Source organism: Arsenophonus endosymbiont of Aphis craccivora, assembly GCF_013460135.1.
GTDB classification, from domain to species: domain Bacteria; phylum Pseudomonadota; class Gammaproteobacteria; order Enterobacterales; family Enterobacteriaceae; genus Arsenophonus; species Arsenophonus nilaparvatae.
The window spans coordinates 599190-613719 of sequence record NZ_CP038155.1 but is presented as its reverse complement, the minus strand read 5'-3'; the positions used below and the strand labels follow the sequence as shown (position 1 = coordinate 613719).

13 protein-coding genes, 2 tRNA genes and 3 pseudogenes are annotated in these 14530 nt (G+C 40.6%); 8 read left to right on the top strand and 10 right to left on the bottom strand.

What is annotated here, in order from left to right:
* The first annotated feature begins 166 nt into the window (after nucleotides 1-166).
* Nucleotides 167-1540, top strand: coding sequence for an MATE family efflux transporter (locus E3U36_RS03350; RefSeq protein WP_180817098.1), 1374 nt, complete (start codon nucleotides 167-169; stop codon nucleotides 1538-1540).
* A gap of 166 nt (nucleotides 1541-1706) precedes the next feature.
* Nucleotides 1707-1783, top strand: a tRNA-Val gene (locus E3U36_RS03345).
* A gap of 124 nt (nucleotides 1784-1907) precedes the next feature.
* Here E3U36_RS03345 and murJ read toward each other — a convergent pair.
* Both murJ and E3U36_RS03335 read right to left on the bottom strand, forming a co-directional pair.
* Nucleotides 1908-3443 (bottom strand): murein biosynthesis integral membrane protein MurJ, encoded by a 1536-nt coding sequence (gene murJ / locus E3U36_RS03340; RefSeq protein WP_180817097.1) that lies wholly within the window; start codon nucleotides 3441-3443, stop codon nucleotides 1908-1910.
* Between the two features lie 299 nt (nucleotides 3444-3742).
* Complete coding sequence (locus E3U36_RS03335) at nucleotides 3743-4111, bottom strand: hypothetical protein (RefSeq protein ID WP_180817096.1); 369 nt, start codon at nucleotides 4109-4111, stop codon at nucleotides 3743-3745.
* Between the two features lie 154 nt (nucleotides 4112-4265).
* Here E3U36_RS03335 and E3U36_RS03330 point away from each other — a divergent pair, with 154 nt between their 5' ends.
* Nucleotides 4266-5189, top strand: coding sequence for an IS5 family transposase (locus E3U36_RS03330; protein ID WP_180816040.1), 924 nt, complete (start codon nucleotides 4266-4268; stop codon nucleotides 5187-5189).
* Here the strand turns inward: E3U36_RS03330 and E3U36_RS03325 are convergent.
* Entirely contained in the window at nucleotides 5176-5364 is a 189-nt protein-coding gene (locus tag E3U36_RS03325; protein ID WP_180817095.1) for a hypothetical protein, read from the bottom strand. The two genes, E3U36_RS03330 and E3U36_RS03325, sit on opposite strands and share 14 nt — an antisense overlap.
* Between E3U36_RS03325 and E3U36_RS03320 the strand changes: the two are divergent.
* Nucleotides 5358-6281, top strand: a pseudogene (locus E3U36_RS03320) (IS5 family transposase). The gene E3U36_RS03325 and the pseudogene E3U36_RS03320 sit on opposite strands and share 7 nt — an antisense overlap.
* 195 nt (nucleotides 6282-6476) lie before the next feature.
* Here E3U36_RS03320 and rimJ read toward each other — a convergent pair.
* Nucleotides 6477-7055 (bottom strand): annotated as a pseudogene (rimJ, locus tag E3U36_RS03315) (ribosomal protein S5-alanine N-acetyltransferase).
* A 125-nt stretch (nucleotides 7056-7180) separates the two neighbouring features.
* On the opposite strand from rimJ, the pseudogene E3U36_RS03310 reads away from it, so the two are divergent.
* The 3 genes and pseudogenes from E3U36_RS03310 (at nucleotide 7181) to E3U36_RS03305 (ending at nucleotide 8993) form a co-directional block, all read left to right on the top strand.
* Nucleotides 7181-7983 (top strand): annotated as a pseudogene (locus E3U36_RS03310) (MFS transporter).
* 33 nt (nucleotides 7984-8016) lie between these two features.
* Nucleotides 8017-8388, top strand: a complete 372-nt coding sequence (locus E3U36_RS13155) for an MFS transporter (RefSeq protein ID WP_369412952.1) — start codon at nucleotides 8017-8019, stop codon at nucleotides 8386-8388.
* 44 nt (nucleotides 8389-8432) lie between these two features.
* Nucleotides 8433-8993: a lipoprotein gene (locus E3U36_RS03305; protein ID WP_180817094.1), complete on the top strand. Its 561-nt coding sequence runs from the start codon at nucleotides 8433-8435 to the stop codon at nucleotides 8991-8993.
* Between the two features lie 76 nt (nucleotides 8994-9069).
* On the opposite strand, the gene E3U36_RS03300 is transcribed toward E3U36_RS03305, so the two are convergent.
* Nucleotides 9070-9627, bottom strand: a complete 558-nt coding sequence (locus tag E3U36_RS03300; RefSeq protein WP_369412951.1) for a TorD/DmsD family molecular chaperone — start codon at nucleotides 9625-9627, stop codon at nucleotides 9070-9072.
* A gap of 210 nt (nucleotides 9628-9837) precedes the next feature.
* Here E3U36_RS03300 and E3U36_RS03295 point away from each other — a divergent pair.
* Nucleotides 9838-9927 (top strand) — tRNA-Ser (locus E3U36_RS03295).
* Between the two features lie 44 nt (nucleotides 9928-9971).
* Here the strand turns inward: E3U36_RS03295 and mnmL are convergent.
* Genes mnmL through prfA form a run of 5 tightly spaced genes read right to left on the bottom strand, consistent with a single transcriptional unit; the run spans nucleotide 9972 to nucleotide 14512 of the window.
* Nucleotides 9972-10874 carry a tRNA modification radical SAM protein MnmL/YtqA gene (gene mnmL, locus E3U36_RS03290; RefSeq protein ID WP_180817092.1) on the bottom strand — a complete coding sequence of 301 codons (903 nt, stop codon included), beginning with the start codon at nucleotides 10872-10874 and terminating at the stop codon, nucleotides 9972-9974.
* On the bottom strand, nucleotides 10861-11739 hold the full coding sequence (gene kdsA, locus E3U36_RS03285) for a 3-deoxy-8-phosphooctulonate synthase (protein WP_180817091.1): 879 nt from the start codon (nucleotides 11737-11739) through the stop codon (nucleotides 10861-10863). The genes mnmL and kdsA overlap by 14 nt, the downstream gene beginning before the upstream one ends.
* Before the next feature lie 46 nt (nucleotides 11740-11785).
* Nucleotides 11786-12595: an invasion regulator SirB1 gene (sirB1, locus tag E3U36_RS03280; RefSeq protein ID WP_180817090.1), complete on the bottom strand. Its 810-nt coding sequence runs from the start codon at nucleotides 12593-12595 to the stop codon at nucleotides 11786-11788.
* The gene (gene prmC / locus E3U36_RS03275; protein ID WP_180817089.1) at nucleotides 12579-13430 is read right to left on the bottom strand and encodes a peptide chain release factor N(5)-glutamine methyltransferase; all 852 of its coding nucleotides are present in this window, start codon (nucleotides 13428-13430) and stop codon (nucleotides 12579-12581) included. The genes sirB1 and prmC overlap by 17 nt, the downstream gene beginning before the upstream one ends.
* The gene (gene prfA / locus E3U36_RS03270; RefSeq protein WP_180817088.1) at nucleotides 13430-14512 is read right to left on the bottom strand and encodes a peptide chain release factor 1; all 1083 of its coding nucleotides are present in this window, start codon (nucleotides 14510-14512) and stop codon (nucleotides 13430-13432) included. Before prfA ends, prmC begins: the two co-directional genes overlap by 1 nt.
* Between the last annotated feature and the right edge of the window lie 18 nt (nucleotides 14513-14530).

The following is a 14530-nucleotide window of genomic DNA, read 5'->3' as shown; positions in this document are numbered from 1 at the left end:
AAACTCATTCTACGCTAATTATGCTAGATAAGCACTCTAGAAACAATAAATATGGCAGCTTTCTATCTATTTATAGCTATAACTTCACCAAATCGATACAATAAGCAAATTTTTAAGGGTTCAATTCTTTTCGTTTTCTATTCATTTTCAATAAGGTATATGGTGGGTGAATAAATATTTTAAAGAGGCACACAGCCTATTAGCATTAGGTATTCCAATTATTCTTGCTCAATTCTCACAAACCGCAATGGGTTTTGTCGATACAGTAATGGCTGGAAAAGTCAGTGAAATAGATATGTCAGCCGTTGCGGTAGGAACGTCTATCTGGTTACCTGCTATTTTGTTTGGCCACGGCTTATTAATGGCTTTAACACCAGTGGTAGCGCAATTAAATGGTTCAGGCCGACGCCAAGTTATCGGCAATCATATACAACAAGGCTTATGGCTAGCTTTCTTTTTATCACTTTTGGTCATGGCTGTTATTTATAATGCTCACCATATTATAAATAATATGCCTAATATTGATCCTGAACTGGCAAATAAAGCGGTGCGGTTTCTGCGTGCTATTCTGTGGGGAGCACCAGGTTATCTTTTTTATCAAGTTTTACGTAGTCAGTGCGATGGGTTATCTAAAACAAAACCCGGCATGTTTATTGGTTTCCTTGGTTTATTTATTAACATACCTATCAACTATCTTTTTATCTATGGCCATTTTGGGGCACCAGCTCTTGGTGGCGTCGGCTGTGGGGTAGCCACTGCCTCGGTATATTGGGCTATGTTTCTTTTGATGCGCTGGTATATACGCCATACTCCTTCACAACGTGATATCCGTGATAATAAACAGTTTGCATTACCTGACTTCTCTTTATTAAAGCGCCTGTTCGCGTTAGGTTTACCTATTGGTCTAGCCTATTTCTTCGAAGTCACTCTGTTTGCTATTGTCGCCTTACTGGTCGCGCCATTAGGTATTATCGCTGTCGCAGGACACCAGGTAGCTTTAAATTTTAGTTCGTTAATGTTTATGTTTCCTATTTCTCTTGGTATCGCAGCAACGATCCGGGTCGGTTATAATTTAGGTAGCGCTTCAACGGAAAAGGCAAAAATATCCGCCTATGCCAGCATTATGGTAGGTTTAACGATAGCTTGCTGCACCGCAATTGTGACAGTGTCACTTAGAGAGCAGATCGCATTAATGTATAATCGCAATCCGGAAGTCGTCCTATTGGCTTCACAATTGATGTTATTCGCTGCTATCTATCAGATTTCCGATGCTATTCAAGTCATTGGCGCCGGTATATTACGCGGTTATAAAGATACCCGTTCAATTTTCTTTATCACTTTCATTGCTTACTGGCTGCTCGGCCTACCAACAGGTTATCTACTTGGTTTAACTGACTTTATTGTGCCGCATCTGGGACCAAAAGGTTTTTGGATCGGTTTTATTATTGGCTTAACGGCATCAGCTATCATGATACTTTCTCGCATATTATGGCTTCAACGTCAGCCAAACGAATTTGTATTACGACATTCCTCTCGATAGCTATGTTGTCAAACGGGTATAAGGTATAAAAAATGAAAAATTGCGCTTTTATGCTAAATAGCATTAAATACGAGCAGTTAGACGTAAAATTGCATTTTTTCCCTTGCCAGAATGGCAACTGCCCGTTAATATTCTTTTCCACATTATCGCCATAGCAATTTTTATTGCGTCCGTAGCGCAGTTGGTTAGAGCACCACCTTGACATGGTGGGGGTCGGTGGTTCGAGTCCACTCGGACGCACCAATTCTGTTTATTCACAATACCGTTTTCAAATTGTAAAGTCAGCCAGCCTGCTTCGATTGGTAATGAAAAAGCGCGGTTACGCTTTTTCATCCAACAAATGATCACTTAACCAGATTTATTTGTATTAAATAGCCCGCTGTGAAAAATCTCGTAAACGAAAACCAAAAATAAACAACGCAGCAAAGTAACTCATTGCACCGGCAAAAACCACCAGTAACAACCGCGTGATCCTCATCAGCATATTTCCCTGCTCCCATGGCGTCATAAAATTTAATAGCAACAACAATACCGCTACCATAACAATTAAAGCGGCGATTAACTTGAGCAAAAATTTTCCCCAACCAGCTAAGGGAGAAAAAATTGCCTGGCGACGTAACTGCCAATACAGCATCAAAGCATTAAAGCATGCCGCTAAGCCAATTGATAAGGCCAATCCTGCATGTTTGAGCGAACCAATAAAGACAAGGTTCATTAATTGTGTCAAAATTAAGGTAATAATCGCGATTTTAACCGGTGTTTTAATATCCTGTCTCGAATAGAACCCTGGCGCTAATACCTTAACTACAATTAACCCCATTAAGCCGACACAGTAAGCAATTAATGCCCGTTGAGTCATTACCGCATCGTAGGCGGTAAAATTGCCATACTGAAAAAGCGATACTGTCAACGGTTCGGCTAGAATAGCCAGCGCAATCGCACATGGTAGCGCTAATAAAAAGCAAAGCCGTAACCCCCAGTCCATTAGGCGCTGATATTCTTTATGATCACCGGTTGAAAAACTCTTCGCCATCGAAGGTAATAAAATAGTACCAAGTGCTACTCCTAAAACACCGGTAGGGAGCTCCATCAATCGGTCAGCATAATACATCCACGAGACAGAGCATGATTGTAAAAATGAGGCAAAAATAGTATTAATAATTAATGAAATCTGGCTTACAGAAACACCAATAATTGCCGGCCCCATTAACTTCAATACTCGCCACACACCGCTATTGCGAAAAGAGATACGCGGTAAAACTAACATGCCAATTTTTTGTAAATAAGGTAATTGATACAGCAACTGTAAAATACCACCGGCAAAAATTCCCCACCCTAACGCTATAATAGGTGGTTCACAATATGGCGCCAAAAACAGTACTGATATAATCATACTGATATTAAGTAAAGTAGGCGCAAAAGCAGGAACAGAAAAACGGTTCCAAGTATTTAAAATAGCACCAGCCAACGATACTAAAGAGATCAATAAAATATAAGGAAAAGTGATTCTCAATAAACGAACGGTTAAATCAAATTTATCCGCTGTATCAGTAAAACCGGGGGCCGTAATATAAATAATCCATGGTGCCGCTAATATTCCTGCCAATGTAACGATGGCCAAAATTAATGTTAATAAACCGGAAACATACGCAATAAAAGTGCGAGTAGCCTCATCACCTTGCTGGTTTTTATATTCTGCTAAGATAGGGACAAATGCTTGGGAAAATGCGCCTTCGGCAAAAATTCGGCGCAAAAGATTTGGTAATCGAAAAGCAACAAAAAAAGCGTCTGTCGCCGCTCCAGCACCAAAAAAACGAGCGATAATCGCATCACGAATAAATCCTAAGATGCGGGAAAACATAGTCATAGAGCTTATCGCTGCTAACGATTTTAGTAAATTCATGCAATATTTTTATTAATGATGGCCATAATAGATTGATAAAGTGTATCAGCGACCTGTGAGCATGACCATGAATTAGAATAACTATTTTTGCCAAAGCAAAGCGATGTAGCTCAGCTTTTCCAACGATGTTTTAATTACCCGTTAAACAAAGTGAGTCTGGTAAATTATGCTTTCGGGCTTTGAGATTGATTCTCGTCGAAACATGTATTTATCATCCGATTGGCGCGTTGTATCTGATATATTACAGTATTGAAGGGGCTGTGGTTTACTAATGTTTAAAATATCACAAATTAGCATTATCATATTATTAAAATCATTTTTATTACAACAAAGACATCAGGAAATATTTTTAGAATGTCATTGATTCTATCAAACTCCATTTCTAATGCATTTGCGTTAAAAAACATTTGCTTATAAGATAGTTCAATAATTTCAGCTTGATCCTTACTTAAAACAAAAAAGTGTTCTTTTGTTGGGTTAACTTTTTCATAATAATTATTATTAATATGTTTTAATACTTCATCGCAACATTCACCACAATAACCTTTTCTACTTTCCAGCAATATTTTTTCTTCATATGGATTTTGCTGGTAATAATTAAAACCAAACATTTCGTTGTTTTTTACAATAATATCATTTAATCGAGCTTTTACCTTATTGTTTAACATTTGCCAGAACATTGTTCGTATGTATATCTAAATGGCAGTAAAACAAATCTTCAATACGACCAATTTTAGTCACAAACGGGGCTTTGTTGAATAAATCGAACTTTTAGGTGATTGGCGGAGCTGATCGCTAAATTCGTTTCAACATCAGGTCCCCATGGCAAAGCAAAAGTTTAAAATTACCAACTGGCCCGCGTACAACAAGGCACTCAGACAACGCGGTTCCCTGACGGTCTGGCTTGATGAGTCGGCCATCGCTGGATGGACTGACAGTTCTTCGCCTGAAGGTCGTGGCCGGCCGCTTTACTACAGCGATATGGCTGTTACCACTGTCCTGATGATGAAGCGTGTGTTTAACCTGTCGCTCCGGGCATTACAGGGCTTCGTTGATTCGATTTTTAAACTCATGTCTTTGCCGCTGTGCTGTCCGGACTACTCGCTGGTCAGCAGACGAGCAAAGAGCGTCAACATCAGCATAAAAACGCCAACGCGTGGTGAAATCTCGCATCTGGTCATCGACAGTACCGGTCTGAAGGTCTTTGGCGAAGGTGAATGGAAAGTCAGGCAGCATGGGGCTGACAGACGAAGAGTGTGGCGCAAGCTTCATCTGGCAGCAGACAGTGTGACTCATGAGATTATCTGTGCCGACTTATCGCTCAGCGGAACGACAGATGCGCAGGCACTGCCGGGCCTGATTAACCAAACCCACCGGAAAATCAGGGAAGTGTCAGCAGACGGTGCTTATGACGCCTGTTACTGCCACGATGCGTTGCTAAGAAAGAAAATCAGGCCCCTTATCCCGCCGCGAAGCGGAGCGAAATACTGGCCGGACAAGTACCATGAACGTAACCATGCGGTGGCGAATCAGCGTCTGAGCAGGAGTAATGATATGTGGAAAAAGAAAGTGGGTTATCACCGGCGTTCAGTGGCAGAAACAGCGATGTTCCGCATAAAAACTTTGCTGGGTGGCCATCTGAGGCTGCGTGACTATGAGGCTCAGGTAGGTGAAGCAATGGCGATGGTCAAAGCGCTGAACCGTATGACGTTGTTGGGTATGCCACACAGCGTCAGGATCGGATAACAGCTGTAGCAGAGGGAGCCATCCTGGCGGCTAATTCTGATTTATTCAACAAAGCCCACAAACGGTTGATGATTCGTGACTTGTCCCGATCATGGCTTTGTTGAATAAATCGAACTTTTAGGTGATTGGCGTAGCTGATCGCTAAATTCGTTTCAACATCAGGTCCCCATGGCAAAGCAAAAGTTTAAAATTACCAACTGGCCCGCGTACAACAAGGCACTCAGACAACGTGGTTCCCTGACGGTCTGGCTTGATAAGTCGGCCATCGCTGGATGGACTGACAGTTCTTCGCCTGAAGGTCGTGGCCGGCCGCTTTACTACAGCGATATGGCTGTTACCACTGTCCTGATGATGAAGCGTGTGTTTAACCTGTCGCTCCTGGCATTACAGGGCTTCGTTGATTCGATTTTTAAACTCATGTCTTAGCCGCTGTGCTGTCCGGACTACTCGCTGGTCAGCAGACGAGCAAAGAGCGTCAACATCAGCATAAAAACGCCACCGCGTGGTGAAATCTCGCATCTGGTCATCGACAGTACCGGTCTGAAGGTCTTTGGCGAAGGTGAATGGAAAGTCAGGCAGCATGGGGCTGACAGACGAAGAGTGTGGCGCAAGCTTCATCTGGCAGCAGACAGTGTGAATCATGAGATTATCTGTGCCGACTTATCGCTCAGCGGAACGACAGATGCGCAGGCACTGCCGGGCCTGATTAACCAAACCCACCGGAAAATCAGGGAAGTGTCAGCAGACGGTGCTTATGACGCCTGTTACTGCCACGATGCGTTGCTAAGAAAGAAAATCAGGCCCCTTATCCCGCCGCGAAGCGGAGCGAAATACTGGCCGGACAAGTACCATGAACGTAACCATGCGGTGGCGAATCATCGTCTGAGCAGGAGTAATGATATGTGGAAAAAGAAAGTGGGTTATCACCGGCGTTCAGTGGCAGAAACAGCGATGTTCCGCATAAAAACTTTGCTGGGTGGCCATCTGAGGCTGCGTGACTATGAGGTTCAGGTAGGTGAAGCAATGGTGATGGTCAAAGCGCTGAACCGTATGACGTTGTTGGGTATGCCACACAGCGTCAGGATCGGATAACAGGTGTAGCAGAGGGAGCCATCCTGTCGGCTAATTCTGATTTATTCAACAAAGCCCCCGATCATATTAATGCCTTCTTTAAAGATAAAAAATAGTAAGCAAATTATGATTAACAAGTAAAATTTAATATATTAAAAGTAAGTCTAAATTTGTTGATTTTTGTCCACTTAGTATTCTGTTTTTATATAAAATAATTCAACTCTGATTATTTTTTGTAATGAGTGACATTAAAATATGATCCTGCCATTCACCATTAATTTGTAAATAAGCTTTTGCATATCCCTCTGGCTTAAAACCTATCTTTTTCAGTAAATTACCACTGCGATGATTATGCGGCATATAATTTGCCATAATTCTATGCATCTGCTGCTGTTCTTGCATAACATTAATCGTTGGCATTAATGCTTCATACATCAAGCCCTTTCCTTGCCACATTTCACTGATTGAATAACCCAGATAACAAGCTTTAAAAGCCCCTATAATAATATTACTGAAATTAATTACACCAATAACTTCAGTTTGCCGTTTATCTAATAATATAAAATGAAAAGCACTTTTACGACGATGCATTTCTGCCATAATATACAAACGTTTACTCCAGGCAGCAGGCTGATAATAACTGCTATCACGAATAGGCTCTCATGGCTTTAAAAAATTTTCATTCCGGCAATAATAATCAGCCAGACGATAAGCATCGGTTTCACAAGCTAACAGTAGGAGCAAACGTTCAGTAACAGAATAACATTCAGGCTTTCTGGTTCGATATCCAAACATCGCGGCCAACTCCAGAATATTTGGGTGCTGAATATAAATATATTTTGTTTTTACAATAGTAAGTATATCTAATTTACTAGTATTATATTTACAAAATATCCCTGTATGATGCCAAATGGTGTTCAATGTCTCCGGTAACGCAAGCGCGAAACCTCGGTAAATATTTTCTTTTACTCGATAATATGTTAGTCGTGTTGGGTTTTTTTGTCGTCTTTCCACTGATATCGATCCACTTTGTTGAGCAATTAGGTTGGCCTGGCTTGGTGGTTGGTTTTGCCCTTGCCCTTAGACAATTATTTCAACAAGGTTTAGGCATTTTTGGCGGTGCTATAGCCGATCGTTTCGGCGCTAAGCCAATGATAGTGCTAGGCATGTTATTACGTGCTATCGGTTTCGCTTTAATGGCCATGGCTACCCTACCGTTCCATGGATTTTTTGGCTATCTTGCGTTCTGTCAGCCCTAGGCGGGACTTTATTTGATCCTCCTAGTACCGCCTTAGTCATTAAACTGACCAAACCACATGAACGAGGTCGTTTTTATTCATTATTATTAACGCAAGATAGTGCCGGCGCTGTTCTCGGAGCCCTGCTCGTTGGCTGGCTTTTACTGTATGATTTTCAGTTTGTTTGTTGGGCAGGTACGATAATTTTCATTATCGCAGCCATTTCAAACGCCTGGCTGTTGCCTGCTTACCGTATCTCGGCTAGCCGGATATATATTCGTACCGGGATGGGTAAAGTTTTTAGCGATCAACGTTTTTTAAAATATGTGCTTACTCTGACTGGCTATTTCATTTTATACGTACAAGTTATGTTAATGTTTCCGATTGTCGTTAATGAGATAGCCGGCTCACCAACGGCTATTAAATGGATGTATGCCATTGAAGCCATTATCTCTTTAACTTTACTTTATCCCATCGCCCGTTGAAGTGAAAAGGATTTTCGCCTCGAACAACGGTTAATGACCGGTTTACTTCTGATGAGCCTGGCCATGCTTCCTATTGGTTTTACCCATTCACTGACGCTACTTTTTACCCTGATTAGTCTGTTTTATTTAGGTACCATCACTGCTGAACCAGCACGTGAAACATTGAGCGCATCACTGGCAGATCCTCATGCTCGTGGTAGTTATATGGGTTTTAGCCGATTAGGCCATGCTTTAGGTGGTGCAATAGGCTTTATCGGTGGTGGCTGGCTATATGATATCGGACATTGGTGGGGTGTACCGGCACTACCTTGGCATCTGTTAACCATAATAGGATTATTATCCTTATGGGCTTTGCACCAACAATTTCATCAGCAGAAAAAAACTATCATTTATAACGATAAATAGTTGTGTACAATCTTGCTACCAAAATTACAGGAGAAAAACAAAACATGAAGCACTTTTTTGTCGGAGCACTATTGTTACTATCTGGAGTGATAGCCGGATGCGATAAATTAACCGAAGTCAGTATTAGTGAAGATACCATTAATAACTATCTCAGCAAACATACCCACTATAGTAAAAAAATAGGTATTGCCGGACTTGCTGATGCTAGTATCGATCTAGCCAATCTTGCTACTCAAATTGGTCGGACTGAACCGAATAAAATTACCTTAACGGGAGTAGCTAAAATTAAGCTTGAAACACTATTAGGTTCAACACATGCAGAAGTCTCTTTAGCTATCACTTCACTGCCCTATTTTGACGTAGCTACCGGTGCTATCTATTTAAAAGAATTGACAATCTCTGATCAAAAAATTACACCGGAAAAAATGGCCAGTACAATTACCACAATACTGCCGATTGTTAATAACTCCTTAACAGCCTATTTTGAAAAAAATCCTGTCTATTTATTGCAACCAGAAAAAAGTAAAGCAGAAGCATTGGCCAAGAAAATCGCTAAAGGACTTGAAGTCAAACCTGGTAAGTTAGTTATTCCATTAGTAGAATAAATAACTTAGTAGTCAATAGGAAATAACAGGCGCTATGTACTCGCCTGTTAGATTTAAAGAATAAGTTACAGCGTCACTAAACGTCAGCCAGCTCCTCTCTCAATGCAACTAAAGCTTCATGCGTTATCATAACGAGAGTAAGATAAAAATCACTTACTGCATGGGTTTCCACTTGGCTAAAAAATGATTCACTCTCAGGTAAAATAAACTGATCAAATAATTGAATTTGTGTTAATAGCGGATCCTGCGCTGCATTATCCTCCAACCAAGATGCTGCCAATAATAAAGCTGCAAAACGATCAGCTTTTTCCGCTGATAATGGTATTCCATTTGCCACTAAAAATTCATTAACTGCCGTTGCTGATATTTCACTATATTGACTAATGCCGTTAGCAATAGCTGAGGTAGGATCAAGAAACAATTGCTTAAAATCTTTAATTACTAACGCTAAATCCTGGCTACTAACGGCTAGTTGCGTTAATAATTCATCTTGTTCTAAAGGCCAAGATAATTTCAATTGATTTTGACTAATCAATTCAAATAAAGGTTTAGTAATAGGATCCTCTGGGGAACGATTAAACAATGTTCCTAGTATTCGGCAAATCACGGAAAATTCATTCATTATTTTTTCCAACTTATGCTATGCATGTAATAATTTTACTTGTTAGTAAGGACAATAAAACCTTGGCGGTAATATCGAATATATTTTCAACAAATTGTTCTTTATTTATCTTATTAACTGCAAAAAAAGACAAAAGTTGCAATATATTATTGACGGTTAGTCTGCTTTTTCCTATAGTAGCGCCCCATCATTCTAGTATCCTACTATATTAAAATGATAACCGGTGAGGTGTCCGAGTGGCTGAAGGAGCACGCCTGGAAAGTGTGTATACGTGAAAACGTATCGAGGGTTCGAATCCCTCCCTCTCCGCCATATAAAATATCTGCCAACAACCTATTTTAGTTCCCTCCACAAACTTAAATTGCAGAGCCCTGGCCGCCATACTGACAGAGATATTGATATAACGCATTCATGCCTAACCAACGATTTGCACACCAATCTGGCGCGAGTACAGTCGGCCGACGCGCATTGGCACAAATACGATGATAAATAATATTTTTTGGTGTGTGACGGATCATTTCTCCGGCCATTTCCACGTACTCAGTTAACTCAAGTGATAACAAACGCCCAGCACACCAAGCCTTCGCCATTATACTACCATCAACAATATGTAATGGATGCAATTTAATACCATCAACACCAGTATCAATAACACGAGATATTGTTTGCAGATTTTCGCTAGCTGTTTCACCTGGTAGGCCAACAATTAGGTGAACACAAACATTTAATCCCTTTTTGCCGGCAATCTGAGCAATTTTTTGATAACTGGCAAAATTATGGCCTCGATTGATCTTTTTTAGGGTTTTATTATGGGATGTTTGTAAACCTAGTTCCAACCAGATTTCATATCCTTGCTGCTGATATTCTACTAATAAATCCAATACTGGTTGCGAAACACAATCTGGTCGCGTACCGACACAAAGTCCAACAATATTAGCCTGATTTAATGCCTGTTGATATAACGCCTTTAAAATTGAAACTTCAACATAAGTATTGGTATAAGCTTGAAAATAAGCCAGATAACGTTGAGCAAGATGGATTGTTTTTACTTTTTGCGCTATCTGTTGCTGGATGGAAAATGGCTGTTGCTGCTCATCGGAAAAAGAAGCAACATTGCAAAAGGTACAGCCGCCACGTCCTAAGGAGCCATCACGATTAGGGCAATTAAAACCACCGTGCAAACTGATCTTATGAATGTTTTCACCATAGCGGCGCTGAAGATCAGCGCCAAACATAGTAACAACATCATTTAACTGCATAAAATAACAATTCATTAGCGGTATCTAATTGGGCAAAGCTTTTCACCAAATCATCGATAGCTTTAACCTGTTCAAGAAATGGCGCTAATTTTGCTAATGGCAGTGCTGATGGCCCATCACATTTTGCGTTAGCCGGATCAGGATGTGCTTCCAGAAATAATCCCGCTAAACCGACTGCCATACCCGCTCTCGCCAACTCAGCAACCTGTGCACGGCGACCGCCGGAAGCAGAACCAAAAGGATCACGACATTGCAATGCATGAGTAACGTCAAAAATAACCGGAGAACCCTTTGATACATTCATCATGACATTGAAGCCTAACATATCGACAACCAAATTATCATAACCAAAGTTTACCCCACGATCACAGAGAATAACTTTTTCATTACCTGCTTCTTTAAATTTCTCAACAATATTTCCCATTTGTCCAGGGCTTACAAATTGGGGTTTTTTAACATTAATGACTGCACCGGTTTTGGCCATCGCTTTAACCAGGTCAGTTTGCCGGGCTAAAAAAGCCGGTAGTTGAATAACGTCAACCACCTCAGCAACCGGTGTCGCTTGCGCTGGCTCATGAACATCCGTAATTACTTTAACGCCAAATGTTTGTTTGATTTCTTGAAAAATTTTCATTCCTTCTTCAAGCCCAGGGCCGCGATAAGAATGAATCGAAGAACGGTTCGCTTTGTCGAAGGAAGCCTTAAAAACATAAGGAATGTTAAGCTTGTCCGTTACGGTGACATAATGTTCGCAAATCTTCATTGCCAAATCGCGCGATTCAAGCACATTCATACCACCGAATAATACAAATTGTAGATTATTTGCCACTTTGATATCATCAATGGCGACTACTTTATATTGCATGCTTTTACCCTTTCTATGACAGCAAATTAGTGACGATTTTTAATGATCAATGCAATATAATCTGCTGCCCTTCTATTGAATAGATTTGCATTTTTATCATTTCAGAAACAGGATCTTCTGGACATTGCTCAACAAAATAATTTAAATCAGAAATGGCAACATGATTACATTCAAGATGAGCAAAAATAAGTCCTCTATCACGTATTTCATAAGGATCTTTCGGATCAAAAATTAATAATGTTTCACAAACTCTTAGCGCTTGTTCCATTTTTTTTTCTTCCATCAACGCTGCTTTTATTGTATCAAACATTTTTCGTATGATAATTCTATGCGCAGTTTCTTCTATGTCTTTTCGCGTCAAATGAGCAAAAGGGCTAATTGTTCCCTTGACCCATAAATCAAGCATCTGCTCGGTGAGCGTTTCACCATTTATCGGGTTAATATACCAATAAGTACCATCTTCTCGGCGAACACATAGAATAAGCTGAGTCAGAAAAATAATCGGTATCACCGGCAACTGCAATTCAGTGGCAACATGCAAAAAAATTGTCCCCAATGAAACAGGTGCCCCCTGTCTTGCTATTAGCACTTTATCCAGCCAAAGGGCCTCAGAAAGCGAATAAACCCCCGTTACACAGCTAAAAAGCCAGTCTCGATAAAACAACTTTAGTAATATAGATACTTCCGTTTCTATATCATCACCAGCTTGTATTGTTTGTCTTGCTTCGGAAACCAGAAGCCTAAGTTGTGCATTGACTTGTTCAACAGGAAAATCTGGCCGAATAATCCGTGAAACAAGTATAATACCTTCGCTCAGTGGTGCTTTATTAAATTCAAAATCAGCTATGGTTTTCATCACATTTCCATTGACCTACTGTAATACGATCATTACCACCATAATCCTGAAAAGTTACTACCTGTTGATAATGATGACAGGAAAATAACTGCCTTACTTGCCTTCCCTGCAACCACCCGTGTTCGAGTAAAAGCCATCCCTTATTAGCTAAATAGTTACGCGATTGTTCAATTATCAATTGAATATCAGCCAACCCATGATTAACCGATATTAATGCTGTTTTAGGTTCAAAACGCACATCACCTTGTTGTAAATGTGGATCACATTCATCAATATAAGGTGGATTACTGACAATCATATCAAATTGCTGAATAGGTAGTGAACTAAACCAATTACTTTTGCAAAATTGGACATTATTAATTACCAAATTATTTGCATTAAGTTGGGCTAGCGTAATTGCCGCATCACTAATATCGATACCAACTATCTGCGCTTGTGGACATTCTGATGCTAAAGCTAACGCCACCGCACCGGTACCCGTCCCCAAATCTAATATTTTTAATGCTTGCTTTTCTGGTAATAATTGTAATGCTCGCTCAACTAAGCACTCTGTATCCGCACGAGGTATTAACGTAACAGGTGAAACTTTCATTGGTAACGACCAAAACTCTTTTTCTTCTACTAAATAGGCGATAGGCTCACACTTAGCCCGACGAGCTAATAGATGTTCAAGCTGTTGTTGTTGCTTAACGGTTAATTCTGTTTCGCCAAATGCAATAAGGAAAGTCCGTGTTTTGCCGGTTATATATTGCAACAAAATTTCAGCATCACGTTTAGCGCTATCACTATGGCAAAGTTTATTAGCCGCATAGGATAACCAATGCTGATAATTCATTAATCCTGCTCTGATAAAGCAGAGAGTTGATCTGCTTGATATTCGTTAATAATCTGTTGAATTAACATATCTAATTTTCCCTCTATCACTTCATCTAAACGATAGAGAGTTAAATTGATACGATTATCAGTAATGCGGCCTTGGGGAAAATTATAAGTTCTGATCCTATCGGAACGATCACCTGAGCCGAGTAAATTACGGCGCTCAGACGCTTCTGCTTCACGGCGTTTTTGCACTTCCGATGCACGAATACGGGCAGCTAAAACTGACAGCGCTTTGGCTTTATTTTTATGCTGAGAACGTTCATCCTGACACTCGACCACAATTCCAGTTGGAATATGGGTAATACGGATCGCGGAGTCAGTGGTATTAACATGCTGTCCGCCAGCGCCTGATGAACGAAAAGTATCAATTCTTAAGTCACTAGGGTTGATATCCGGTAGCTCTGTTGCTGGAATTTCAGCCAGAATGGCTACTGTACAAGCAGATGTATGAATACGCCCTTGAGATTCAGTCTCCGGTACGCGCTGGACACGATGTCCCCCTGACTCAAACTTTAGACGGCCATACACACTATCACCAGAAACTTTGGCGATAATTTCTTTGTAACCACCGTGTTCTCCTTCACTGGCATTCATAACTTCAATTCTCCAGCGACGGGATTCAGCATAGCGGCTATACATTCTAAAAAGATCACCGGCAAATATTGCCGCCTCATCACCACCGGTACCGGCCCGAATTTCTAAAAAGCAATTTTTTTCATCATCGGGATCTTTTGGTAACAATAAAATCTGTAATTGTTGTTCAAATTCCTCATTACGCTTTTTCGCTTCTTTTAATTCGTCCTGAGCCATCTCGCGCATTTCAGGATCATGCAATAATATTTCAGCCGTCTCAATATCTTGCTGAACAGTGCGCCATAACTGAAAGCATTTGGTTACATCTGTTAACTGCGCATACTCCTTAGACAACGCCCGGAAACGCTCTTGATCTGCGATCACTTCAGCATCAACCAGGTGTGCTTGAATTTCTTCGTAGCGTTCCTGCAATGCTTCTAACTTAGCAATTATTGAAGACTTCATTCGTTATGTGAGACCTTC